Origin of the sequence: Bradyrhizobium sp. LVM 105 (assembly GCF_003957705.1) — a bacterium.
Lineage (GTDB): Bacteria > Pseudomonadota > Alphaproteobacteria > Rhizobiales > Xanthobacteraceae > Bradyrhizobium > Bradyrhizobium frederickii.
Genome location: NZ_QZMV01000001.1, coordinates 80,948 through 102,660 on the forward strand (window position 1 = coordinate 80,948; position 21,713 = coordinate 102,660).

Here is a 21,713-nt window from a genome sequence, read left to right on the forward strand (position 1 = left end):
CATGTCACTTACACAGTTTCGGGTCGATGACGGACCACATACCATGGACGGGTTGCGGCTGCTTGCTCAGGAGGGAAATGAGCAGGTCGAGGCGTTCATGGGCCGGAAGGTGATGGACGTCTGGGCGGAGTCGGTCGAGCATCGCGGAGGACGACAAAGTCTGTTTCGCGATCAATACAATGCCCTCGGCAGGCTGAACCTTGCCGCACTTCAGCGCATTGCGAGCGCGAAATATCAGCGAGGCCCTGCCTTCAACCGGCAGCATCCCTTTGTCGAGATACTCTTCTCTGACATTACGGAGAGCGGCGAGGCTCTCAATCTAAGTCAACTCGTGCGAGAGGCATTGCCGCCGGCATTTCATAGGATGGCCTGAGATCGCAGGGTCACTTCGTCTTGCCGGGCACCGCTTCGGCCTCGATCGCTGCGACAAGCTCGGGCGCAAGGTGTGCGGACAAACGCTGAATGATGTTCAGTAGCTGCAGGATTTCCTGCTCACGCAAGGCGTCAATCTTGTTGTGCAGCAGTTCGATCTCGAGTTCAGCCTTCACATTTATCCGATAGTCGTGTTCTGCGTGCCTGCGGTCGATCTCGGATTGACGGTTCTGGCTCATCATGATGATGGGCGCTGCGTAAGCGGCCTGGAAAGAAAGAACCAGGTTGAGCAAGATGAAGGGATAAGGGTCCCAGCGGTTGATGAATGCCATCATGTTCAGCGTGATCCAAATGCCAAGTAGCACGCTTTGGATGATGATGAAGCGCCAAGAACCAACTGTTTCGGCAACCCGGTCGGCAAGCATCGCGCCTGGCGTCAGTGCGAGCTTGGGTACGTTGCGGGCTGGCTTTTGCGCCCGAAGTTCTCGCAGCCGCTCTTGGTCTTCGGGACTTAGGTGCACCTTGTGGCTTTGCTCATTGCTCATTTGTTGCATCCACAGTTGAGAGGGCCTGCCAAACAAAGAGGTTGCGAATTGCACGTTTCGACGAAGTCCGGCTTCGGTCAGGAACGAGGAAACACGCGTTCCAGCGCGGTGGCAATCGCCTGGATTGCAGGAAAGCGGCCACGGATGCGTCGTACGATCGCCGGTAGGTTCGCTGGTCGATCCGGGTAGTCGCGCCGGGCCAGGAGAAGAAGTGTACCGCAAGGATTTCAGCGCCGCCTCAGCTGGTCGCGGCAGTTGGCGAAAGCGGCTGGACGACCGGTGCCGGAAACAGCACGGTAAATCGCGCGCCCTGACCGTCGGCGCCACGTTCGATCCGCAACTCGCCGCCGATCTGGTCGGTAAATGATCGAACGATCTTCATTCCCAGCCCTTTGCTTTCGCCGGGGTCGAAGCCCTCGGGCAGAGCCGGGCCATCATTGGAGATGGACAGCGCATAGCCATGTTCCGGATCCGGCTCCAACCTGATCGCGATCCGGCCCTTGCCGTATTTTGCCGCGTTCGTGATCAACTCGTTGGCGATGAAGCCGAGCGGAATGGCGGTGACGGCCGGCAGATCGATCTGACTGCCTTCGACGCTGACTCTTCCGGTGGAGGCGTCCGACGACGACATCGCAGAAAATTCGAGGCCGAAATCCTGAAGGAATTTCTTGAACTCGATGGTTCTCACACCGTCGTAGGAATGAAGGCGATGGTGGATGCGCGCAATCATGGAGACACGACTGGCTGCCGCGCTCAATTGTGAAGCCGCTTCGGAGTTGATCGAATTACGGCTCTGCAGCGAAAGAAGGCTGATGGTCATCTGGAGATCGTTCAACAGCCGATGGTCGGATTCCGCCTTCAACAGTTCCAGCCTGCGGATCAATTCGTCCTTTTGAAGAAGCAGCGCCTCGCTCTTCGCAAGCGCCTTTCGCAGTCGAGCCGCGATGAGCCGGTAATCCGTCAGCTCCGCAGCGGGTAGGCATTGATCCGGATCCTGAAAAATCACGCCCGGAGGTGGTTCCGAACCGCCTGACGAGTCTTCGTCGATCATGACGTCGGTCCCCTGGGAAATTCTCACTGCAACTGCGGGATGAACTGGAACGGCAAAAGAAGATCAAGCTAGTGCAAATTAACTATGTCCGGCACCCGACGTTGTGCCTTGCTCGCTGGGCTCGCTGTACTCGCTGTGTCCGGTACCCGCTAGTAGGCGGGGCCTCCTGATGAGCCTCGCAGCCGTGTTGAGTGCGACGGTCCATGATGAAGACCGTCGCACAACAACGTCGATCGTGCGCTCAGTACGGGGCGTAGTATTGGCGGCGATAGGGATACGGGTCGCCGTAGTAGCCTGGCGTGTAGTAGCCCGGCGAATAACTCGGCCCGTAATAGCCACTGCCGTAGGCTCCGTAGGCGGCGGCTCCAGCCGCAGCGCCCAGGATGCCGAGACCGATTGCGGCCCCCGGAGCGCGGTAATAGCGGCCACGATGGTGGCGTCTGTAGTAGACCTCGGTCACTTCGGATGAAGAAGCCGCCTGTGTCGGAAGCGCCATGCTCGCCGAGATCGGAGCTGCCCCCGAAGGCAGCACCGAGCCGAGCATCGCCGCACCGAAGAGCGCGACGGCAGCCGCGCCTTTTGTTATCTGGTGGTTCATGATCGTATCCTTTCGAACTTGGAGCACGCCGTTCCTTGATGCGGTTCAACGCGGCAAGAGAACGCCTCCTTTCGGCTGAGGCTCCTTCGCCTCCTCATCCGCCGGCAACGTCAAGAGCGCGTCCCGCTCCGCTCCAAAGGCCGGATCCGGCGGTCGTTCTAGCCTGCGATAAGCCGGTTCATGAGCGTGGCTTGATCGAGGCGTAGATGGAGTCCCGTGATGCCTGAGTTCGCATCATTCTTGAGACATAAGCCGTCCCCGACGATTGCCGGACGCGTTCACCCAGGCTCTGAAACGACTTGGCAGCAATTATCGCAACGGAATATCCGTTGAGCCGGGCGGGTGCCAGCGCTGCGAAGATCGACGAGATGCCTCATAGGCACGCCACATTTGTCGCAGGGCGGCGACGGTATCTCCGATTCCTCCATCAGGAGAGTGGGCGGCATCTGCGTCACTTCTCAATGCCTGAAATTCCGTCGATCCAGCCAAGCCAGATGAGTGACCGGATCGGGTCTTCCAGAGCTCGAGCTTTCTCGGAGTCCAGCCCTGGTCCTTCAAAGGAAGGGAACTCAAAGCCGCAAAGCATATCGTCACGGACAGGTTTGTGGCCATGGGGAGTGGTTGGGAAGCGGCTCGTTGAGAGCGGGGAGATCTGGGACATCCATCAAGAATGGACCAACCGGAGTTCCGCCGCTGTATCGTTTTGCTCACTCGCCATGAATTCCAAAGGGAGAACCGTAGGCAGCTTCGCCCCGGGGAACTGACTTCGGCGTCGAGCACTTCCCGATTGGATCCGGCACTGAGCGTGCCGGTGGCACCGCGCAAGGCGGGCGGACATTGCTTGATGTCGCAATTGGCCTGCTGTGGCCGCAGGCGAGATGCCTGACGGAACCGAGGTGGCCGGATCATCCATGCCGCAGCCTGGGCTCCACCCAGTTCGCCAATTGTCAGCTCCGACGGCCGGGGACGCCGGCCTCCACGTCGTCGGGCCAGTCATTTGGCTTCGTATGCTTGGCTTCCTCTTCGGCTAGAAGCCGGATCAACGTCTGGTGACGAGCCTCATCCCGATGCGGGTCACCTTCGCCGATGGCGATGAGCTTCTTGTAGCGCCGGATATTTTCGTGATTGATGTAGTCGTTCATTGCGCCCTCCAACGGATTTGGCAGCGTGGCGCGCGAGATCATTAATGGCTGCCTCTTGCGCAGCAAACGCAAGCCTTATTGTCGGCCAGGGAAGTAAATGCGAGACAGTGCCCCTGTCCCACAAGCCATCCATCGATGATTTGCAACCATATGGCCTCGTGGCCGTTCTGTCGTGATCACCGGCCCTGTCCGTTGGGCTTTCGGTGGCTGAGAGACCCGACAGTGCTCCCGCTCATGAAAGGGAGGCACCCATGGAAAACCAACCGTCACAGGCGTCGATCGCACTGACCTGCTCAGCTTGCGGGAGGCGACCCAAGTTCGTCACCAGCATCCTGGTGCCCCGGACAGCGCGCACAATCCGCATGTTCACCTGCGAGTGTGGCAAGCGAAACTGGATCGAAAGCGAATAATTGAAGTCAGCGCGGACAGCAACTGAGGCGCTCGAGGCCGGTCTACCCCGATGATCGAGTTCGGACGCGGTCTGAACACAAAGCCAGAGCACATTGACGCATCACCGTCCGTCGTCGGCCGTTAGCGGTGACAGAGAGTGCTGCAGGCTCCCGCCCAAGCACGGAGCATTGGCTATGTCGAACTACAAAGCATACCTCATTTCTCGAGACGGCCACCACATCAGAGCTGTCGACCTTGAGTGTGTCGACGATGACGCTGCAAAGAGACTTGCCGAGCAGCTCACGAATTTCAGCAATGTTGAGCTATGGGAGCACGCCCGCAGAGTTGCGAAGTTTGGCAGCAAATCTGACTGAAGGACATTAACGGCGGGCGTCCCTGCTGCTCATTCCCTGTCGTCGCCCCCGACCAACGGATCGCGCCGCCGACCGGGTGCACCGGATGCATGACGGCACTGAGGTCACTCGCCTTCTCTCGTTCCAATGTCCTTCCAGCCGGCGTGCCGATCCTGTTGAAGATCGGCTCCACCTCTAAGCGGTCGGTCTTGAATTACATATTGATTTTCAGTTGCATAAGAGTTCGCATTATTATTTCCGAATGGTGCGCCATTCACACGCAACCGCCGCACGAGGTGACGACCATTGCACGGCGTTGGGTGTGCCATATCGTGCCAACGTCCTTCAGCGGTTCCATCTTCGTCGTCGATGAACGCGTCAATGCGACCGATCGCGGCGCCGACAACTCGCATTTTGCCTATGGGCTATCTCACACATTGAGAATAAGTGGTCTCACAAATTGCTGAATCGGCGCCAAGCGACTTCCATTGCTTTGTCTAACTCAGGTTGTATGGTGGCCGTAAGAGCATTTCGACTTGGTCGATGACGTACGGACGGTAGGCGTTGTCCGAATCGTTGGTGATCATGATCACAAGAAAAGTGTTCGGCCGTGGATAGAATGAGGGACAGAGGACAATGACCGAAGGATTAGGACAATGTCGCTGCTCCAGATCAATCTCTTCGGCGGTGTCGAAGTCATGCGCGTTTCCGGCGAGTCGGTTTTGATCTCCAGTCGCAAGGCTGCAACTCTTCTGGGCTATGTGGCGCTCAGTTCCCCTCGGGCCATTTCTCGCGGCAAGCTCGCGACCCTGTTGTGGGACGGTCAGTTCGGCGATCGCGCGCGCGCCAGCCTTCGACAAGCTCTGCTCACATTGCGGCGTGAGTTGCCGCAATATTCCGATGTGATCTCGGCCGAACGCGACGACATCCGCATCTGCCCGAACGCCATAAGTACCGACGTCGCGGAGTTCGAGCGGCTCCTGACGGATGGAGATCCCGAACGACTGGCTCGCGCGGCGATGCTTTATCGGGGTGACCTTCTCGAGGGCATCAGTTCGACCTCATGCCAGTTCGAAGCCTGGCTGTCCGCCGAGCGCCAACGACTGAGGACGAAGGCGATGCAGGCGCTTGCGGGCCTGCTGGACGCCGACGGGCGCGAACACGCGGATATAGCGATCGCACTCGCGCTGCGTATTCTTGCGGTCGACCCGCTTCAGGAGGAAGTCCATCGTATATTGATGCGCTGCTACGCGCAGCAAGGCCGCCGGACCGACGCGTTGCGTCAGTACGATCTTTGCCGCTCCGTGCTGTGGCGGGAGGTTCGCGCAGTGCCGGAGCGGGAGACCGAGCAGCTGCAGCGCGAAATCCGCCGCACGTTCCACGCTGCCCCCCTGCGGTCTGCCTCACTCAAATTGCATCGAGCCAAAAACATTGACGCAACTTTCACGCTCGGCGTGACGCCTGCATCACGATCCTGGTCGTAGCCTTAGCCGCTCGCACAATCGTGCGTAGTGATCCCGACTCCCTTTAGGGAACGCGTGTCGCTCGCGGGTCAGGCACTTCATCAGGAGACTTTGATCATGACTGGAACACAGCAAGGATATGAGGACTACGGCCAATTGGATCCGCAGGGGATATTCGGCTCCATCCTCGGCGGTGCGGCCGGACGGGTTATCGGCAACCTGCTCGGCGGCAAAAGGGGAAAGAATATCGGCGGCATGATAGGTAACATCGGCGGAGGTTTCCTGCCGCTTTCCGCCGGTCCGGAAACGCCGCAAGGTTCGGTGCAGGTCTCCGACATGGAGCTGCAGAGCTTCTGGAGCGTGCTCAAGAAGATCGGCCAGGGCGTGCAGACCGGCCTCGATGTCGGCAAGCAGCTCGGCGTGTTCAACGCCGGCCAGCCCGGACTTCAACCCGCGACGGAGCAGGTCTCCGACATCGAGCTGCAGAGCTTCTGGAGCGTGCTGAAGAAGCTGGGGCGGGGCGTGCAGACCGGCCTCGATGTCGGCAAGCAGCTCGGCGTGTTCAACGCCGGCCAGCCCGGCCTTCAACCGGCGCCGGAGCAGGTCTCCGACATGGAGCTGCAGGGCTTCTGGAGCGTGCTGAAGAAGATCGGCAAGGGCGCCCAGACCGGCCTCGACATCGGTCGCCAGCTCGGCGTGTTCAACGCCGGCCAGCCCGGCCTTCAACCCGCGACGGAGCAGGTCTCCGACATCGAGCTGCAGAGCTTCTGGAGCGTGCTGAAGAAGCTGGGGCGGGGCGTGCAGACCGGCCTCGATGTCGGCAAGCAGCTCGGCGTGTTCAGCGCCGGCCAGCCCGGACTTCAACCAGCGACGGAGCAGGTCTCCGACATGGAGCTGCAGGGCTTCTGGAGCGTGCTGAAGAAGATCGGCAAGGGCGTGCAGACCGGCGTGAACATCGGTCATCAGCTCGGCGTGTTCAGCGCCGGCCAGCCCGGACTTCAACCCGCGCCGGAACAGGTCTCCGACATGGAGCTGCAGAGCTTCTGGAGCGTGCTGAAGAAGATCGGCCAGGGCGCCCAGACCGGCCTCGACATCGGTCGCCAGCTCGGCGTGTTCAACGCCGGCCAGCCCGGCGTTCAACCTGCTGCGGCGCAGGTCTCCGACATCGAGCTGCAGAGCTTCTGGAGCGTGCTCAAGAAGATCGGCCAGGGTGCCCAGACCGGCCTGGATATCGGCCGCCAGCTCGGCGTCTTCAACGCCGGCCAGCCCGGTGGCACGATGCACTAGACCCAACGCGCAGGGGGCGGGCGAACGCCCGCCCTCTACGCACAGACGAGAATGGAAACCAGATGGCGGATTCAAACGCGTCGCAGCAATTCATCGTGCAGGGAGACCCGGTCCAATCCGGTCAGCTCAGCGAACACTTGCAGCGTGAACCCGGCGTGAAGCGAGTCGCGCAGGTCGCACCCGACGTCGTCATCCTTTCGATGACGCAGACACAGGCCGATCGCCTGAAATCGAGGTTTGCCACGCTCGTGGTTGAACCGGATTCAGCGCTGAAGCCATTCGATGCCGACTGATTTCGGTGGGCAAACATTGGACACGCAAAACATCAAGGAGGCCGCAGATGGCCACAAAAGGCAAATCAGGAACTTCCGCGCAGGGCGAGCACGGCGCGTCCGAACTGACGACAAACGGCAACGGTGCGCTTCCCGAACAAGGCACCAGCCCGTCACCGGCACGCGGGCAGGGGCCCGCAACGATCGGATCGCGCCCGGCGCAATTCATGATCGCGCCGCAGCAGCAACCCGGGCTTGCGACCTTCAGCATCGATTTTCTGACCCAGCAGCTCACCAGCAGCCCCGACATCGAAGTCGTGAAGACGGTGCCTGCGCCGCGCCTGTTCGGATTTCAGAGCGCAGATCTCGGACAAGTGCCGCTCAGTCCGCTGGTCCTCGCCAAGATGACTCCCGACAAGGCCAGGTTGCTGCAGACCCAGGCAGGACAGCGTTGCGCGGTGGAGCGTGACGAGCGGCTGACCTACATGCTCGACCCCACCACGCCGCAGCTTCCCAATCCGGGGGTGCTGACGCCGCTGGCTGACGGCTTCACTGCGACTATCGAAGTATTGGGCCAGGACGGTCCGCTGCCCGAAGCCGAGGTCTATGTGTTCGGCAGCATGTGGCCGGCACAGGGCATCACCGACGCCACCGGCCGTGCCACGTTGACACTCCAGGGCGAAACTCCGGAGACTATCCGCTCGATTCTCGTCAAACCGAAAGTCGATTACTGGACCTTCTGGCTCGATCGTCCGCAGCTCGTTCCCAACAGTGTCAACCGGATCGTTGTGAGGGCGCTTGGCGCGGTCTTGCGGAGCTTCCCCGGCCAGCAACTGACGGGTTGGGGTGAGCGCGCGATGGGCCTTGATCGTCTGCCGCCGTCCTTTGATGGCGCCGGTATCAAGATCGCGGTCATCGATTCCGGCCTGGCGCCGACCCATCGCAACCTGCGCGGCATCAGGGAAGGCACCAGCATTGTCGGCAATGACAAGACGGCGTGGACCATTGACACGATCGGCCACGGCTCGCATTGCGCTGGAATCATCGCCGGCGGACCCATCGGCTCAGGCGGCGGTATCCGCGGCTTCGCTCCCGCGGCGGAAATCCATGTCTGCCGGATCTTCCCGGGTGGCCGGTTCAGCGATCTCGTCTCTGCGCTCGATTATTGCATGGAGCATGGCATCGACGTCGCCAACATGAGCCTTGGTGGCGGCGAGCCGTCGCGGATCATCGAGGAACGAATCGTCCGCGCCAAGGAAAGGGGCATGGCCTGCATCATTGCTGCCGGGAATTCCTCGGGGCCGGTGCAGTTTCCGGCTTCGACGCCGCATTGCCTGGCGGTCGCCGCGTTGGGCAAGTGGGGCGAGTTTCCCGACGACAGTTATCATTCGCAGCAAGCCCTCGATGGTTTCCAGAGCCGCGATGGATATTTCCCGGCGAAGTTCTCTTGCTTCGGGCCGGAGATCGACGTCTGCGCGCCGGGTGTGGCGATCGTCTCATCGCTTCCCGCCGATGGTTTCGGTGCATGGGACGGTACCTCGATGGCTACGCCACATGTCACGGGCCTGGCCGCGCTTGTGCTGGCGCACCATCCGGACTTCACCAAAGGCAGCTTCCAGAATCGCGATGCACGCCGGGTCGAGCGGCTATTCCAGATCCTGAAGGATACCGCGACGCCGCTGCAATTCGGTGACCCCAATCGTGCCGGCGCGGGACTGCCGAACGCGATGCGGGCGCTCGGCCTGGAAACTGGAATCGCGCCGGTTGCCGCCGCTGCGTCCGGAACCGATCCCTCGCTGGCAACGCTGCGTCGTCTGCTTGGATTGCGGCCGGTCGAAGCACCGAGCATGATTCCGGCGAGCGCGCCGGCACCGCATTCCATTAGTCCCATGCAGAACGGTTCGAGCCACGTCATGCGCGGTCCGGCACAGATCGCGAGCGCGACAGTCGCCCCCATGATGATGGATCCTGATCCAGCTCAGATCCGGCAGATCATGCACAAGGTCGGATTGCTGTAACGCGCGTCCTTGTGACCTTGCCGCGGGGCACAGCACGAGCTGTGCCCCGCGCTCTTATTGCGCCGTGGCAAGAAATCAAATGCCTGTGTCGCCGCCCGTCAACCCCTCGCCGCAAAAATATTCCACTTTACCGAAATTCGGAAATGACGTATACCACCGCCCATCCCGGCTCACCTTGAGGGGCGATCACGTCGTCGTCTTGTTCGCGAGCCGGGCTTGCGGTGGACGCGGCAGCGTCGGGCGCGAGAGGCGCGGGCAGGGCGGGTAGTCCCCGGTGAGCCCGTGGCCGCGCGCGGACGAACGGCGCTGCTAGGTTTCGTCTCGTCTGTAAGTTTCCGGCTCCGTCGACAGGGCCGGGAAAACTGCGGCGACATGGCGGGCCGTGCGTACGGCAAAACCGTGTGGTCCTGGCCGTCGTTGCTACGGTCAAGCTCTTGCGGAGGCGGCATCTGCGTCAACCGGCGCGGTGTCGGTGAATTCCGCGAGGACGAGGGAGGCCAGAAGGAAAGTTCGGCTCCCGGGAGAGCACGGCATAAGCCGTCCGACCACCGCGCAGGGAAGGCCGAGTGATCGGCACCACCTGTATGCTGCTGTGCGGTTTTTCTGCGCGTGCATTTTGCGCAGCAGACCGCGGGTGCGAGGTCAGCACCCGGTCTTCCCTGCGCCCTCTTGAACGAGAGGGTGAAGTAAACCAGCAAAGCTCGGGCGAAAATCGTCGCGAGGATGCGAAGTCGTGACCCAATCCCTGAAGTCCCCTCATAGCTGCCACGATCAGTGTCTGAGGGACGCGTGATTCAGCGCGTCAAATCCTTGGCCGCTTCGGCTCGTCTCCCCGGCATTGTCGGCATTCTGCTCGGCCTCGTACACGACGCCGATGGTCCGGAGGATGCTGGACGGATTGACGCTGATCGAGTCGATCCCAAGCCCGGCCAGAAACCGTGCAATCTCCGGATAGTTCGCCGGTGCCTCGCCGCAGATGCCGATATGGCGGCGGTTGCGCTTGGCGCCCTCGACGGCGAGTCTCAGCATTTCCAGCATGCCGGGATCGCGCTCGTCGAAGTCGAAGGCGACGATGTCCGAATCCCTGTCGACGCCCAGCGTGAGCTGGGTCAAGTCGTTCGAGCCGATCGAGAAGCCGTCGAACAGCTCCGCGAACCGGTCGATCAGGATGACGTTGTTGGGAATCTCGCACATCACGTAGATCTCCAGCCCGTTCTCGCCCTGTTTCAAGCCATGCCCGGCCATGGTCTGGATGACATTGCGGGCTTCCTCGACCCGCCGGCAGAACGGAATCATGACCTTCAGGTTGGTCAGGCCCATGTCGTCGCGGACGCGCCGCAGTGCGGCGCATTCCAGTGCAAAGCCCGCGGCGTAGGCGGGGTGGGCGTAGCGGGCCGCGCCGCGGAAGCCGAGCATCGGGTTCTCCTCCCGCGGCTCGAAATCCGCGCCGGCTTTGAGATTGGCATATTCATTGGTCTTGAAATCGGACAGGCGAACGATGACCGGACGCGGATGGAACGCGGCCGCGATCGTGCCCACGCCCTCCGACAGGCGCTCGACGAAGAAGTCCGAGGGCTTCTTGTAGCGCCGGGTGATCTGCTCGATCATTCGCCGGTCCCTGGCGGATTTCACCTGCTTCGGCTTTGCCAGCGCCATGGGGTGAATGCCGATGTGCTGGTTGATGATGAATTCCATGCGCGCCAGGCCCACGCCGTCGTTCGGCATCATGGCGGTCTTGAAGGCGAGTTCCGGATTGCCGAGATTGACCATGATCCTGGTGCGCGGCTTCTTCAGTGCCCCGGTCGCGACTCGCTCGACGTCGAAGGGCAGGCGGCCGGCATAGACATGGCCGATATCGCCCTCGGCACAGGATACGGTCACGGTTTTCCCGGTCTTCGCCTTCCTGGTGATGCCTGCAATCCCGACCACGGCGGGAACGCCGAGTTCGCGGGCGACGATGGCGGCATGACAGGTCCGGCCGCCATGCTCGGTGACGATCGCGGCGGCGATCTTCATGACCGGCTCCCAGTCGGGGCTGGTGGCCGGCGCGACCAGGACCTCGCCCGGCTTGAATGCGCGCAGATCCTGCTTCCTGGCAATCAGCCGGACCTTGCCGGCGGCGATCTTCTCCCCGACGGCGCGGCCTTCGCCGAGCAAAGCCGCGGAGTTCGGCTTCAGGATATAGTTTTCCAGCGCCTCGGGCGTGCGGCGGGATGCAACCGTCTCGGGCCGGGCCTGGATGATGTAGAGCTTTCCGTCGGTCCCGTCCTTGGCCCATTCGACGTCCATCGGCAGCGGATGTCCTGCCTTCTTCGAGTAATGGTCCTCGATGATGATCGCGCTCTCGGCGAGGCTGAGGACGTCGTCGTCCGAGATGCAAAGGCCCTCGCGCTCGCGGCGCGACGTCGGCACGTTGCGCGTGGCGGTGCGCCCCCGCGCATAGATCATCTTCTTGTCCTTGGCGCCGATCCGGCGCGACAGGACCGCGCGGAAGCCCGCGTTGAAGGTCGGCTTGTGGACATAGAACTCGTCCGGCTCGACGGCGCCCTGCACGATGTTCTCGCCCAACCCGTAGGCGCCGGTCACGAACACCACGTCGCGAAACCCGGATTCCGTATCAAGAGTGAAGATGACGCCGCTGGACGCGAGGTCGGACCGGACCATCTTCATGACGGCTACCGAGAGCGCGACCTTGAAATGGTCGAAGCCGTTGTCGATGCGATAGGAGATCGCGCGGTCCGTGAAGATCGACGCGAAGCAGCGGCGGCAAGCCTCGAACAGCGCGCGCTCGCCGCGGACGTTGAGAAAGCTGTCATGCTGTCCGGCGAAGCTCGCGTTCGGCAGATCCTCGGCGGTGGCCGAGCTGCGGACTGCGACCGCAACGTTCGGCCCGTATTCCTGCTCGAGCTGCCGATAGGCCTCCACGACCTTCTGCCTCAGCTCGACGACGTCCGTTGCGGCGTACACGATGTCCCGCGCCGCCGCACCCCGCCGGGCGAGGTCAGCGATACGCCGCTTGTCGAGGCCTGCAAGCAGCTTGCGCAACTCCTCCCAGGCGCCCTGCTGCAGGAGGGCGGCGCGATAGGCGGCTGCCGTCAGCGCAAAGCCGTTCGGCACTGAGATGCCGCGCCGCGACATCGTCGAATAGAGCTCGCCCAGCGAGGCGGTCTTGCCGCCGACCATGCCGACATCGTGAAGGCCAATGTCCTTGAACCAGCGAACATAGGGATTTCTGCTCATCTCTTTGCTCCGCATTCCAGGGCACCGGTCGGGGGCGCGATCCGCATCGACAATGTGGGGGGAGGCGGGCTGTACAGTGTTGCGAAAGATCAATGGAGGCGTCAGCTACGTTTCTTCGATCACCACCTGTTCGGCCAGCCGTTCGACATCCGCGGTCCGGCACAGCTCGGTGCCGGGATTGAGCAGGGCTGCGGCACCCGCTGCCATCGCGTAGCGGAAGGCGGCGCCCAGATCGGTGCCGGAGGCGAGCCGCAGCACCAGTGCGCCGAGAAAACTGTCACCGGCCCCGACCGCGCTTTGCGGGATGATCGGCAGAGACTTTGCCCGCCATGTGCGGTCCCGGGTGACCAGCGCCGCGCCCAGATGTCCCATGGTCAGCGCGACGATCGACGCTTGCCGCATCTCGACGATGCGTCGGGCGGCCGCCACCCATTCACCGGCGTCCCGAGGCTCCGTGCCCGTCAATTCGCGCATCTCGCGCAAGTTCGGCTTGATCAGGTCGACGCCTTCTGCAACGGCCGCAGCGAGCGCCGCTCCCGACGTATCGAGAATGATCTGGGATCCACGTCGCTTGGTGATCGCGGCCATGCGCGCATAGAAATCGTCAGGTACGCCGCCTGGCAAGCTGCCGCTTGCGACCACAAAGCGGGGAAAGGGATCGAGCGAGGCGATCAGCTGCAGGAACTCCGACCATTCGCGGTCAACGAGTGTCGGCCCCGGAAGGATGAAGCGGTACTGCAACGCAGTCGACTGCTCGTGGACAAAGAAATCCTCCCGCGTCTCACCCGCGATCTGGAAGGTCTGGCTGTCAACGCTCTCCGCGTCGAGCAGGCGGCGCAGCAAATCGCCCGTCGCGCCGCCGACCGGATAGATCGCGCGCACGCCGCGGCCGCCGAGCCGCTTGATCACGCGCGCGACATTGATGCCGCCGCCGCCGGGATCGCGCCGCTGCGACGTGCCGCGCAGCTTCGCGACGGGAACGATCCGTTCGACCGAAGTCGACACATCGACCGCGGGATTGATCGTGACGGTGGCGATGTCCGGCATGACCTGTCTGTATCAGCTTGGAGTTGGAATATCGGCTTCGCAGGATATCCGGCAGAGCATGCGCCAGTTTAATCTGGATCAAGGCCGATGTTGCGCCGTCGGTCCGTCGAAGAATCGAGCCGAGGAGCCATTGCCGCTCACTTGGCACGGCAGCGGGCGATCAGCTGGCGGAACCTCTTCGAACTGTTCGTAGATTAGAATACCTACAAGACTGCGGCGCGTCGCTATTCTGGAGTATCTTGATATCTGCTATTCGACGATCGGTCGTCACATCTTAGCGATTTAGTGTACTGTCGTAGCGCTGGTATGGCCGATAGACCTAAAATAGCTCAATGGCACACCTGTTGTGCTGGCCGATCTCCATGGGAGACGGGTACGCAATCAGCTTGATTGGCGGGGCGCGGTGATAAGGCCTACGATTGCAGCTAACATGGAAAGTGCGCAAGAGCGGTTCTTCATGCTTTCCGGGGCGATGATCCTGTCTGCCGGCGTCAATCGCTTTGACGAGCCGAAGCGGGTCAACGTAGCCCTGCGTGCGGGCATCAAGACGGTGGTCCTTTTGAGCGGCCGGCTCCAGATCAGCATCGGAGGCGACAGCGCGCGCGAGGTGTGCGGGCCGACCGTCCTGGTGATCCGGAGCTCGGCGGATGCTGCCCGTGATCAGGTCTTCGCCGCAAACGTCCCGATACGCTATTTGATCGTGCAAATGGATGAAAGCGTCCTTGGATCGCAGACGGCAGCGGCGCTTGACCAATCCCTCGAGGCGCTCGCGACTCGCGGCGGCACCGGGGCCAGGCTGGCGTCACGTCCGGTCGGGCACGCGCTTCGGGCCCTTGTCGCGCAGATCACGAACTGCCCGATCCGTGGCCCGGAACGCGAACTGTATCTGTGCGGAAAGGCCATGCAGCTCGTGGCGGTTGCGATCTCATCCTGTATCAGCGACGCCGTTTGCGATGCCAACCTGGCATCTCGGGATATCGAACGGATTCGTCGCGCACGGGATATCCTGGTTGCGACAATGAGCGAGCCGCCAAGCCTGGAGGCGCTGGCGCAGCAGGTCGGATTGAACGTGAGAAAGCTCAGCGCGGGTTTTCGTAGCCTTTATGGCGCAAGCGTCTTCGGCTTCCTTCAGGAATATCGACTGGAGCAGGCCTACCAGCTGATATCGACCGGCGAGATGAGTGTGTCGCAGGCGGCGTTCCATGTCGGATACGGCGCTGCCCATTTCGCGACCATCTTCCGCAAACGTTTCGGCGTCTCGCCCAGCCGCCTGCGCTGACAACGGGCGCATGCCGGGCAGTCTGTAGGTCTCCTAAACTTGATCGAAAGCGAGAGTCCGGCAAACGAAAGTCCGCCTCTGGTTCGCCTGCGGGCGCCGTGTCAGTACGGCCCTCGTGCGGAAGTTGTTTCCGCCGGGGTCGTGCGGGTTTGAGGATGATGAGGACGTTTCGCGCAAAGTGGTTTCTCCATGTTTCTGTGCTGGTCACCACCGGCCAATTGATCGAAGCCGTCAGCGTCGCGAGCGCCCAGGCCATCAGCAGCACAAGCCTCCCGCCGGTCGTGGTCGAGCATTCAAAGCCGCGGCCTGCGCGCAGGACCTCGCACGCAATTCCGCCGGCGGCACCTCGCGCCGCGACCGCACAGCCGAAGCCGGCGCCGGAATCCGGCGCGGCGAACGAGACGGCGCGCGGACCGGTGCGCGGCGTCGTGGCGCACCGTAGCGCGACCGGCTCGAAGACCGATGCGTCCATCCTGGAGGTCCCGCAATCCATCACCGTGGTGACGAGGGAGCAGATGGCGACCCAGGGAGTCCGCACCGTCGCCGAGGCGCTGCGCTATGAGCCCGGTGTCGTCTCCGAGACCCGCGTCGGCGATCGCTTCGACGGCGTGTTCATCCGCGGCTTTGGCGGCTTCAGCGCCAACGCAAACTTCCTGCATTTCTGGGACGGTCTGCGCTTGGCGCGCGGCGTCTCCTACGCCATGCCGTCGATCGATCCCTACCTGCTCGAGCGGGTGGAAGTCCTTCGCGGGCCGGCCTCGGTACTCTATGGCCAGAACAATCTCGGCGGCATGGTCAATCTGATCAGCAAGAGCCCGACGTCGGTGCCGCAGGGCGAAGTGATGACGCGGTTTGGCGATCACAACAGAATCGAAGGCGGCTTCGATGTCGGCGGACCGCTGACCAAGGACGGGCAATTGCTGTATCGCCTGATCGGACTTGCCCGCAAAGCCGATACCGAAGTCAATTATACGACGACCGAACGCGAGCTGATCGCGCCGATGGTGACCTGGCGGCCGACGCTCGACACCACGTTCACGTTGCGGGCCGTCCACGATCGCGATCCATCGAGCTATCAGCCAAACACGCTTCCCGCGCTTGGCACGCTGCAGGCCAACCCGAACGGACAGATCCCGCGCAGCTTCTTTGCAGGTCATCCGAACTACAACACCTACGACCGTACTCAGGATTCGATCGCCTACGAGCTCGAGCATCGCTTTGACGATACATGGGCGGTCCGACAAAACTTCCGCTACATGAACATATCGAGTGACTTCAAGGCCCTGTCGGTGACCGGGTTTGGCGCCGGCTCGACCTGCGGCGCCGGCACCACAGCCAACCTCTGCCTTGCGCGCACAACCACGCACTATCTCGAAACGCTGCAGGCCGCCGCGATCGACAATCAGGTTGAAGCCAGATTTGCAACCGGTTGGCTGCAGCACACCGTGCTGATGGGAGCCGACTATCAGACATCCTCCGCCGATGCGACCTTCGGCAACGGGACGTCCACCAACGTCAACTATCTCAACCCCAATTACGGAACGATCGTCGCGCCGAACCTGACGACCAAGACGGTGCAGAACCGCGAGCAGACCGGCGTCTATCTTCAGGACCAGATGCGGCTCGGCAAGCTGGCGTTGGTGCTCGGTGTTCGCAACGACTGGGCGAACGCGTTCTCGGATACTCGCACGATCACCACCGGCGCCTATACCAATCGCAGCCATCCCTCGGATTCGGCTACGACCTGGCGCGCCGGAGCGACGTATCTGTTCGATAACGGCCTTGCGCCCTATGCGAGCTATTCGACCTCGTTCGAGCCGACCATCGGGACGGACTACACTGGCGCGGCTTTTGCGCCCACGACCGGCGAGCAGTACGAGATCGGCGTCAAGTACCAGCCGACAGGCTTCAACGGCATGTTCATGCTGTCTCTCTACGACATCACCCAGAACAACGTCCTGACGATGGACTCGACGCACCTCTACTCCAAATATCCCGCATGTACGCAGTCCGGCCTCTATTGCCAGATTCAACAGGGTCAGGTGCGCTCCAAGGGAATCGAACTGAGTGCAAAGGTCTCGCCGCTGCCGGGCCTGGACCTCATTGCAGCTTTCTCCCACAACGACATCGAGATCACCAGGAGCACGCAGGTGGTCAGCGGCATCGCGATCCAGGGCAAGGTGCCCGTCGGCGCTCCCGCCAATACCGCTTCACTGTGGGCAGACTACACGCTCCAGAGCGGACAGCTGGCGGGCTTCGGCTTTGGCGGTGGCATCCGCTACGTGGGTGAATCCTACGGTGACAACATCAATTCGATGGCGATGATCGTTCCGGCATACACGCTCGCCGATCTGATGCTGCATTACGATCTCCACGGACTATCGCCGCAGCTGAAGGGCTGGAAACTGGCGTTCAACATGACGAACGTCTTCGACAAGACATACGTCTCGGCTTGCGCGTCCTCGACGCAGTGCTTTTACGGCAGCGGCCGCGCGACGATGGGAACGATCAAATATCAATGGTGAGCTTGCGTGATGCAATGGTTCGAGGCTGGCGTGCCGGGGTTGGGCTGTCTGACGAAAGTTGCCGCTGAGATCTCGAAGCTGGAAACGATCATGATGGACAAGGCGACTTTCCCCGTCAGGGCACGTACCGTTCCGCGAAGGCCGATCGCGGTGATCTCCGCATTGCTGATCGCGCTGGCGATGCCGGCGTTCGCGCACGCCGAGATCGTCCTGAACGATCTCAAGGGGCGGACCGTTGCCCTGGAAGCACCGGCGCGCCGTGTGGTGGTGGATGATGGTCGCTTGATCCTCGCGCTCTCGTTTCTGACCGACGATCCCGTCAGCCTCGTCGCGGCCTGGCCGCACGATGTCGACCGCTTCGGCCGCGAGCTCTATGCGTCCTATCGGCAAAGGTTTCCGGCGATCGCAACCTTGCCGAGGTCGGCGAGCAGCGCCCAGGACATGATCGCCGAGCAGATCATCGCCGCCAATCCCGATCTGGTGGTGCTGTCGCTCTATTCGCATCCGGCCGAGCAGCAGCTCGGGCAGCTCAAGCAGGCCGGAATTCCCGTTATCTTCGTCGATTTCGTCGCCGATCCCCTGGCCAATTCCGACCGCAGCCTCGACATCCTGGGCAAGGCCGTCGGTCGGCAGGCCGAGGCCGACAGGGTCATCGCGTTTCGCAAGCACCACAAGGCGTTGATCTCGGCGCGCATCGCCAAGTCGGATCGATCCGGCCGCCCCGTCGTCTTCATGGAGACGCATGCCTCGATGCAGGAGCCCTGCTGCAATTCGCCCGGTTCCGGCAGTGTCGGCAAGTTCATCGAATTCGCGGCCGCACGAAATATCGGCGATATCCTGGCCGGCAAGCCGTCCGGGCAGATCAGCCTGGAATATGTGCTCGCCTCGAAGCCTGAGGTCTACATCGCAGGCGGCGGCGAATACATGGCCCATCGGGGCGGCCTTCTCATCGGTCCGAACTACGATGCGAAGCAGACGCGCGACTCCATGGCGCGGCTTCTCGCCCGGCCGGGCTTTCGCACGATCCCTGCCGCGACGAAAGGGGCGGTCCACGGCCTGTCGCAGCAGATCTTCAATTCGCCGCTCGACGTGCTGGCGCTCGAACTGATCGCGAGATGGACCCATCCGGAGCTGTTTGAGGATCTCGATGTCGAGACGACGCGAGGGACGCTCAACAGCCTCATGGCCGTGCCGCTCACAGGGACCTACTGGACCGACTGACGATCGACGCGGTGGGGCAGGGGCAACCGACATTCCCAATCCACGAAGAAGACTGGAGAGCAGCATGCCGCCCCCCCTGATCTGGATCGACGAACAGGCGTCAACCGAGACCGCCCTCGCCCGTCCGATTCCCTTTGTCATGAAGACGGCAGGGGAGACGATGCTCGCGCTCGGCCAGATCGCGACGCTGGGCGATGGTCCGCTTGCCGACCTCGCGGCGCGTGCCGCCGGCTTCTTCGAGAAGCGGACGGAGGGCCCGGACGTCCTGGTCGGCGCCCTGCCATTCGATCCGGGGCGCCCCTCGCATCTTGTCCAGCCCGAGCGCGTTCTGCGCGTCCAGGGAAGGCATGATATCGGCGCGATCCCCGGCCTTGACGGGCTCGCATCCGCGAGAGCAGGCGCGGCCGGGATCCTGTCGGTCGATGCGGATCCGGCTGCCGCCGAGTTTGCTCATGCTGTTGCTGTCGCGCTCGGCCAGCTGACTGCGGCGGACGCCAGCTTGCGCAAGGTGGTCCTGTCGCGCAGCCTCAAGGTGACGGCGAACCGTGATTTCTCGGCGGCCGACCTGATGCGCAGGCTTTCCGCGGACGACAGCGTTACGGTGTTTGCGACCCCTCTGCCGACCCGCGGGCATCAGCGCCGTAGCCTGATCGGCGCAACGCCGGAGCTGCTCGTCGAGAAGCGGGGCGGGCAGATCTGCTCCCATCCGCTCGCGGGCTCCGCCCGTCGCCATCGGGACACGGAGGAGGACCGCAAGGCCGGCGCCGGACTTCTCGCCTCCGACAAGGATCGCCGCGAGCACAAGCTGGTGGTCGAGTCCGTTCTCGATACGCTCGCACCCTATTGCGTCGGTCTGTCGGCGCCCGAGGGCACCTGTTTGAGGGCAACGTCGAGCATGTGGCACCTCGGCACGCGTATCGTCGGCCAACTCAAGGACGCTTCGCTGTCGTCGATTTATTTCGCAGGGCTCCTGCATCCGACGCCTGCCGTCTGCGGCCTGCCGCGCAGGCTCGCGCACGACCAGATCGTCAAGCTCGAGCCCTATGACCGGGAGTTCTACGCCGGTGCCGTCGGCTGGTGCGATTCCGCGGGCGACGGGCGCTGGCATGTATCGATCCGTTGCGCCGAGATCGAGGGCCGACACGCGCGGCTTTATGCCGGCGCCGGCATCGTGCCGGGGTCCACGCCGGAGGGTGAGCTGGCCGAAACCTCGGCAAAGTTCCGCGCAATGCTGGACGCCTTCGGCATCGATGGCAGCAGGTTCGACGCGTGAGGCCCGCCATGCTCGAACTGAAGCAAGTCTGGCCTGAGGAATATGCTCGGCGCTATCGCGACAAGGGCTACTGGCGCGGGGAAACCATGTTCGGCTTTCTCGAGCGGCGGGCCCGCGAGATTCCCGATCGGCTGGCCGTTGTCGGCGGCGACCAACGCTGGACCTATGCCGGCCTGATTGAACGGGCCGAACGGAACGCCGCTCGCTTTCTCGCGCTCGGGCTTCGTCCCGGCGATCGTGTCGTGGTGCAACTGCCGAACATTCCGGAATTCCTGTCCGTCGTCTTCGGGCTGTTCCGCGCCAACCTCATCCCGGTCTTCGCGCTTCCTGCCCATCGCCTCGCCGAGATCTCCCACATCGTCGAGAGGGCGGAAGCGAGCGCCTATGTCATCGCGGCCGGGGATGGAGATTTCGACTTCCGTGCGCTTGCCCGCGAGGTCAGGGCGCGGGCCGGCGGCCTTCGCCATGTCATCGTGATCGGCGACGCCCAGGAGTTCCACGCGCTTGATGGCCTATCCTGCGGCGAGGTGACATTGCCGCCGCCCCCTTCGGCCTCCGCGGTCGCCTTCCTGCAGATATCGGGCGGCAGCACCGGCCTGTCAAAACTCATTCCGCGTACCCACGATGACTATATCTACAGCTTCCGCGCCAGCGCCGACATTTGCGGCTTGACCACGGATAGCGTGTTCATGGTGGCTCTGCCGGTCGCGCATAATTTCCCGATGAGCTCGCCCGGTGTGTTCGGTGCGCTCTTCGCCGGTGCCCGCATCGTCATGTGCTCCTCGCCGAACGCAGAAGCGGCCTTCGCTCTGATCGAACGGGAGCGCGTCACGATAACCGGCCTGGTCCCGCCCTTGGCGCTGCTGTGGATGCAGGCGGCGGCAACGTCCAGGTACGACGTCTCGAGCCTCGAGGTCCTGCTCGTCGGTGGCGCGAAGTTCGCGCCCGAAGCAGCGTCCCGCGTCCGGGCCACGCTCGGCTGCACCCTGCAGCAGGTCTTCGGCATGGCCGAGGGATTGGTGAACTACACGCGGCTTGACGATCCGGAAGAGACGATCGTCAACACGCAGGGCCGGCCGATCAGCCCCGACGACGAGGTGCTGATCGTTGACGATCACGGCGATGCCGTCGCCGACGGGGAGCCCGGCCTCCTGCTCACGCGGGGCCCCTATACCATCCGTGCCTATCACAACGACGATGCTGCGAATGCGCGTGCCTTCACGCCGGACGGCTATTATCGCACGGGCGACATCGTCTCGCGCACGCCGGAAGGCAATCTCGTGGTGAGGGGACGGGCGGGCGACCATATCAACCGGGCCGGCGAGAAAGTCTCCTCCGAAGAGATCGAGGATCATCTTCTGGCGCATCCAGGCGTGTTCGACGCTGCGGTGGTCTCGGTCCCCGATCCCTATCTCGGCGAACGGAGCTGCGCCTTCGTCATACCGCGGGAGCAAAGGCCGAAAATCGTGGCGCTCAAGGCCTTCGTGCGCGGCCGGGGCCTGGCTGAATTCAAGGTGCCGGACCAGATCGTCTTCGTCGATGCATTCCAGACGACGGCGGTCGGCAAGGTCAGCCGCAAGGTGTTGCGTCAGCAGCTTCGCGAGCAATTTCTCAAAAGCGTACCGGAGGAGGTCTGA

Annotated in this window: 16 protein-coding genes; 10 read left to right on the forward strand and 6 right to left on the reverse strand. The window is 62.8% G+C overall.

Translation table 11 applies throughout. The features are described 5' to 3' along the window. Position 1 precedes the first annotated feature (1 nt). Positions 2-373, forward strand: coding sequence for a signal transduction histidine kinase (locus tag D6B98_RS00390; RefSeq protein ID WP_126254979.1), 372 nt, complete (start codon positions 2-4; stop codon positions 371-373). 10 nt (positions 374-383) lie between these two features. Here D6B98_RS00390 and D6B98_RS00395 read toward each other — a convergent pair whose 3' ends face one another. From D6B98_RS00395 to D6B98_RS00410, 4 genes are all read right to left on the reverse strand, one after another. Next, on the reverse strand, positions 384-917 hold the full coding sequence (locus tag D6B98_RS00395) for a DUF1003 domain-containing protein (protein ID WP_126254980.1): 534 nt from the start codon (positions 915-917) through the stop codon (positions 384-386). 238 nt (positions 918-1,155) lie between these two features. Next, entirely contained in the window at positions 1,156-1,968 is an 813-nt protein-coding gene (locus D6B98_RS00400) for a sensor histidine kinase (protein ID WP_126254981.1), read from the reverse strand. A 241-nt stretch (positions 1,969-2,209) separates the two neighbouring features. Then, positions 2,210-2,566, reverse strand: a complete 357-nt coding sequence (locus tag D6B98_RS00405) for a hypothetical protein (protein WP_245481203.1) — start codon at positions 2,564-2,566, stop codon at positions 2,210-2,212. Positions 2,567-3,513: 947 nt separating this feature from the next. After that, entirely contained in the window at positions 3,514-3,708 is a 195-nt protein-coding gene (locus tag D6B98_RS00410) for a hypothetical protein (protein WP_126254983.1), read from the reverse strand. Between the two features lie 1,399 nt (positions 3,709-5,107). Between D6B98_RS00410 and D6B98_RS00420 the strand changes: the two genes are divergently transcribed. From D6B98_RS00420 to D6B98_RS00435, 4 genes are all read left to right on the forward strand, one after another. Then, complete coding sequence (locus tag D6B98_RS00420; RefSeq protein ID WP_126254985.1) at positions 5,108-5,935, forward strand: AfsR/SARP family transcriptional regulator; 828 nt, start codon at positions 5,108-5,110, stop codon at positions 5,933-5,935. Positions 5,936-6,031: 96 nt separating this feature from the next. Continuing rightward, complete coding sequence (locus D6B98_RS00425) at positions 6,032-7,201, forward strand: hypothetical protein (protein WP_126254986.1); 1,170 nt, start codon at positions 6,032-6,034, stop codon at positions 7,199-7,201. 62 nt (positions 7,202-7,263) lie between these two features. Further along, positions 7,264-7,494 (forward strand): hypothetical protein, encoded by a 231-nt coding sequence (locus D6B98_RS00430; RefSeq protein WP_126254987.1) that lies wholly within the window; start codon positions 7,264-7,266, stop codon positions 7,492-7,494. A 47-nt stretch (positions 7,495-7,541) separates the two neighbouring features. Beyond that, positions 7,542-9,491: a S8 family serine peptidase gene (locus D6B98_RS00435; protein ID WP_126254988.1), complete on the forward strand. Its 1,950-nt coding sequence runs from the start codon at positions 7,542-7,544 to the stop codon at positions 9,489-9,491. Between the two features lie 771 nt (positions 9,492-10,262). Here D6B98_RS00435 and ppsA read toward each other — a convergent pair. Then, entirely contained in the window at positions 10,263-12,731 is a 2,469-nt protein-coding gene (gene ppsA, locus D6B98_RS00445; protein ID WP_126254989.1) for a phosphoenolpyruvate synthase, read from the reverse strand. Between the two features lie 105 nt (positions 12,732-12,836). Next, the gene (locus tag D6B98_RS00450) at positions 12,837-13,778 is read right to left on the reverse strand and encodes a 1-phosphofructokinase family hexose kinase (protein ID WP_126254990.1); all 942 of its coding nucleotides are present in this window, start codon (positions 13,776-13,778) and stop codon (positions 12,837-12,839) included. 430 nt (positions 13,779-14,208) lie between these two features. Here D6B98_RS00450 and D6B98_RS00455 point away from each other — a divergent pair, with 430 nt between their 5' ends. From D6B98_RS00455 to D6B98_RS00475, 5 genes are all read left to right on the forward strand, one after another. After that, the gene (locus D6B98_RS00455; RefSeq protein WP_126254991.1) at positions 14,209-15,057 is read left to right on the forward strand and encodes a helix-turn-helix transcriptional regulator; all 849 of its coding nucleotides are present in this window, start codon (positions 14,209-14,211) and stop codon (positions 15,055-15,057) included. Positions 15,058-15,212: 155 nt separating this feature from the next. Beyond that, positions 15,213-17,582, forward strand: a complete 2,370-nt coding sequence (locus D6B98_RS00460) for a TonB-dependent siderophore receptor (RefSeq protein ID WP_126254992.1) — start codon at positions 15,213-15,215, stop codon at positions 17,580-17,582. Positions 17,583-17,672: 90 nt separating this feature from the next. Then, positions 17,673-18,803, forward strand: coding sequence for an ABC transporter substrate-binding protein (locus D6B98_RS00465; protein WP_126255847.1), 1,131 nt, complete (start codon positions 17,673-17,675; stop codon positions 18,801-18,803). Positions 18,804-18,867: 64 nt separating this feature from the next. Continuing rightward, positions 18,868-20,076: an isochorismate synthase gene (locus D6B98_RS00470; protein WP_205680429.1), complete on the forward strand. Its 1,209-nt coding sequence runs from the start codon at positions 18,868-18,870 to the stop codon at positions 20,074-20,076. An 8-nt stretch (positions 20,077-20,084) separates the two neighbouring features. Then, positions 20,085-21,713, forward strand: a complete 1,629-nt coding sequence (locus tag D6B98_RS00475; protein ID WP_126254993.1) for a (2,3-dihydroxybenzoyl)adenylate synthase — start codon at positions 20,085-20,087, stop codon at positions 21,711-21,713.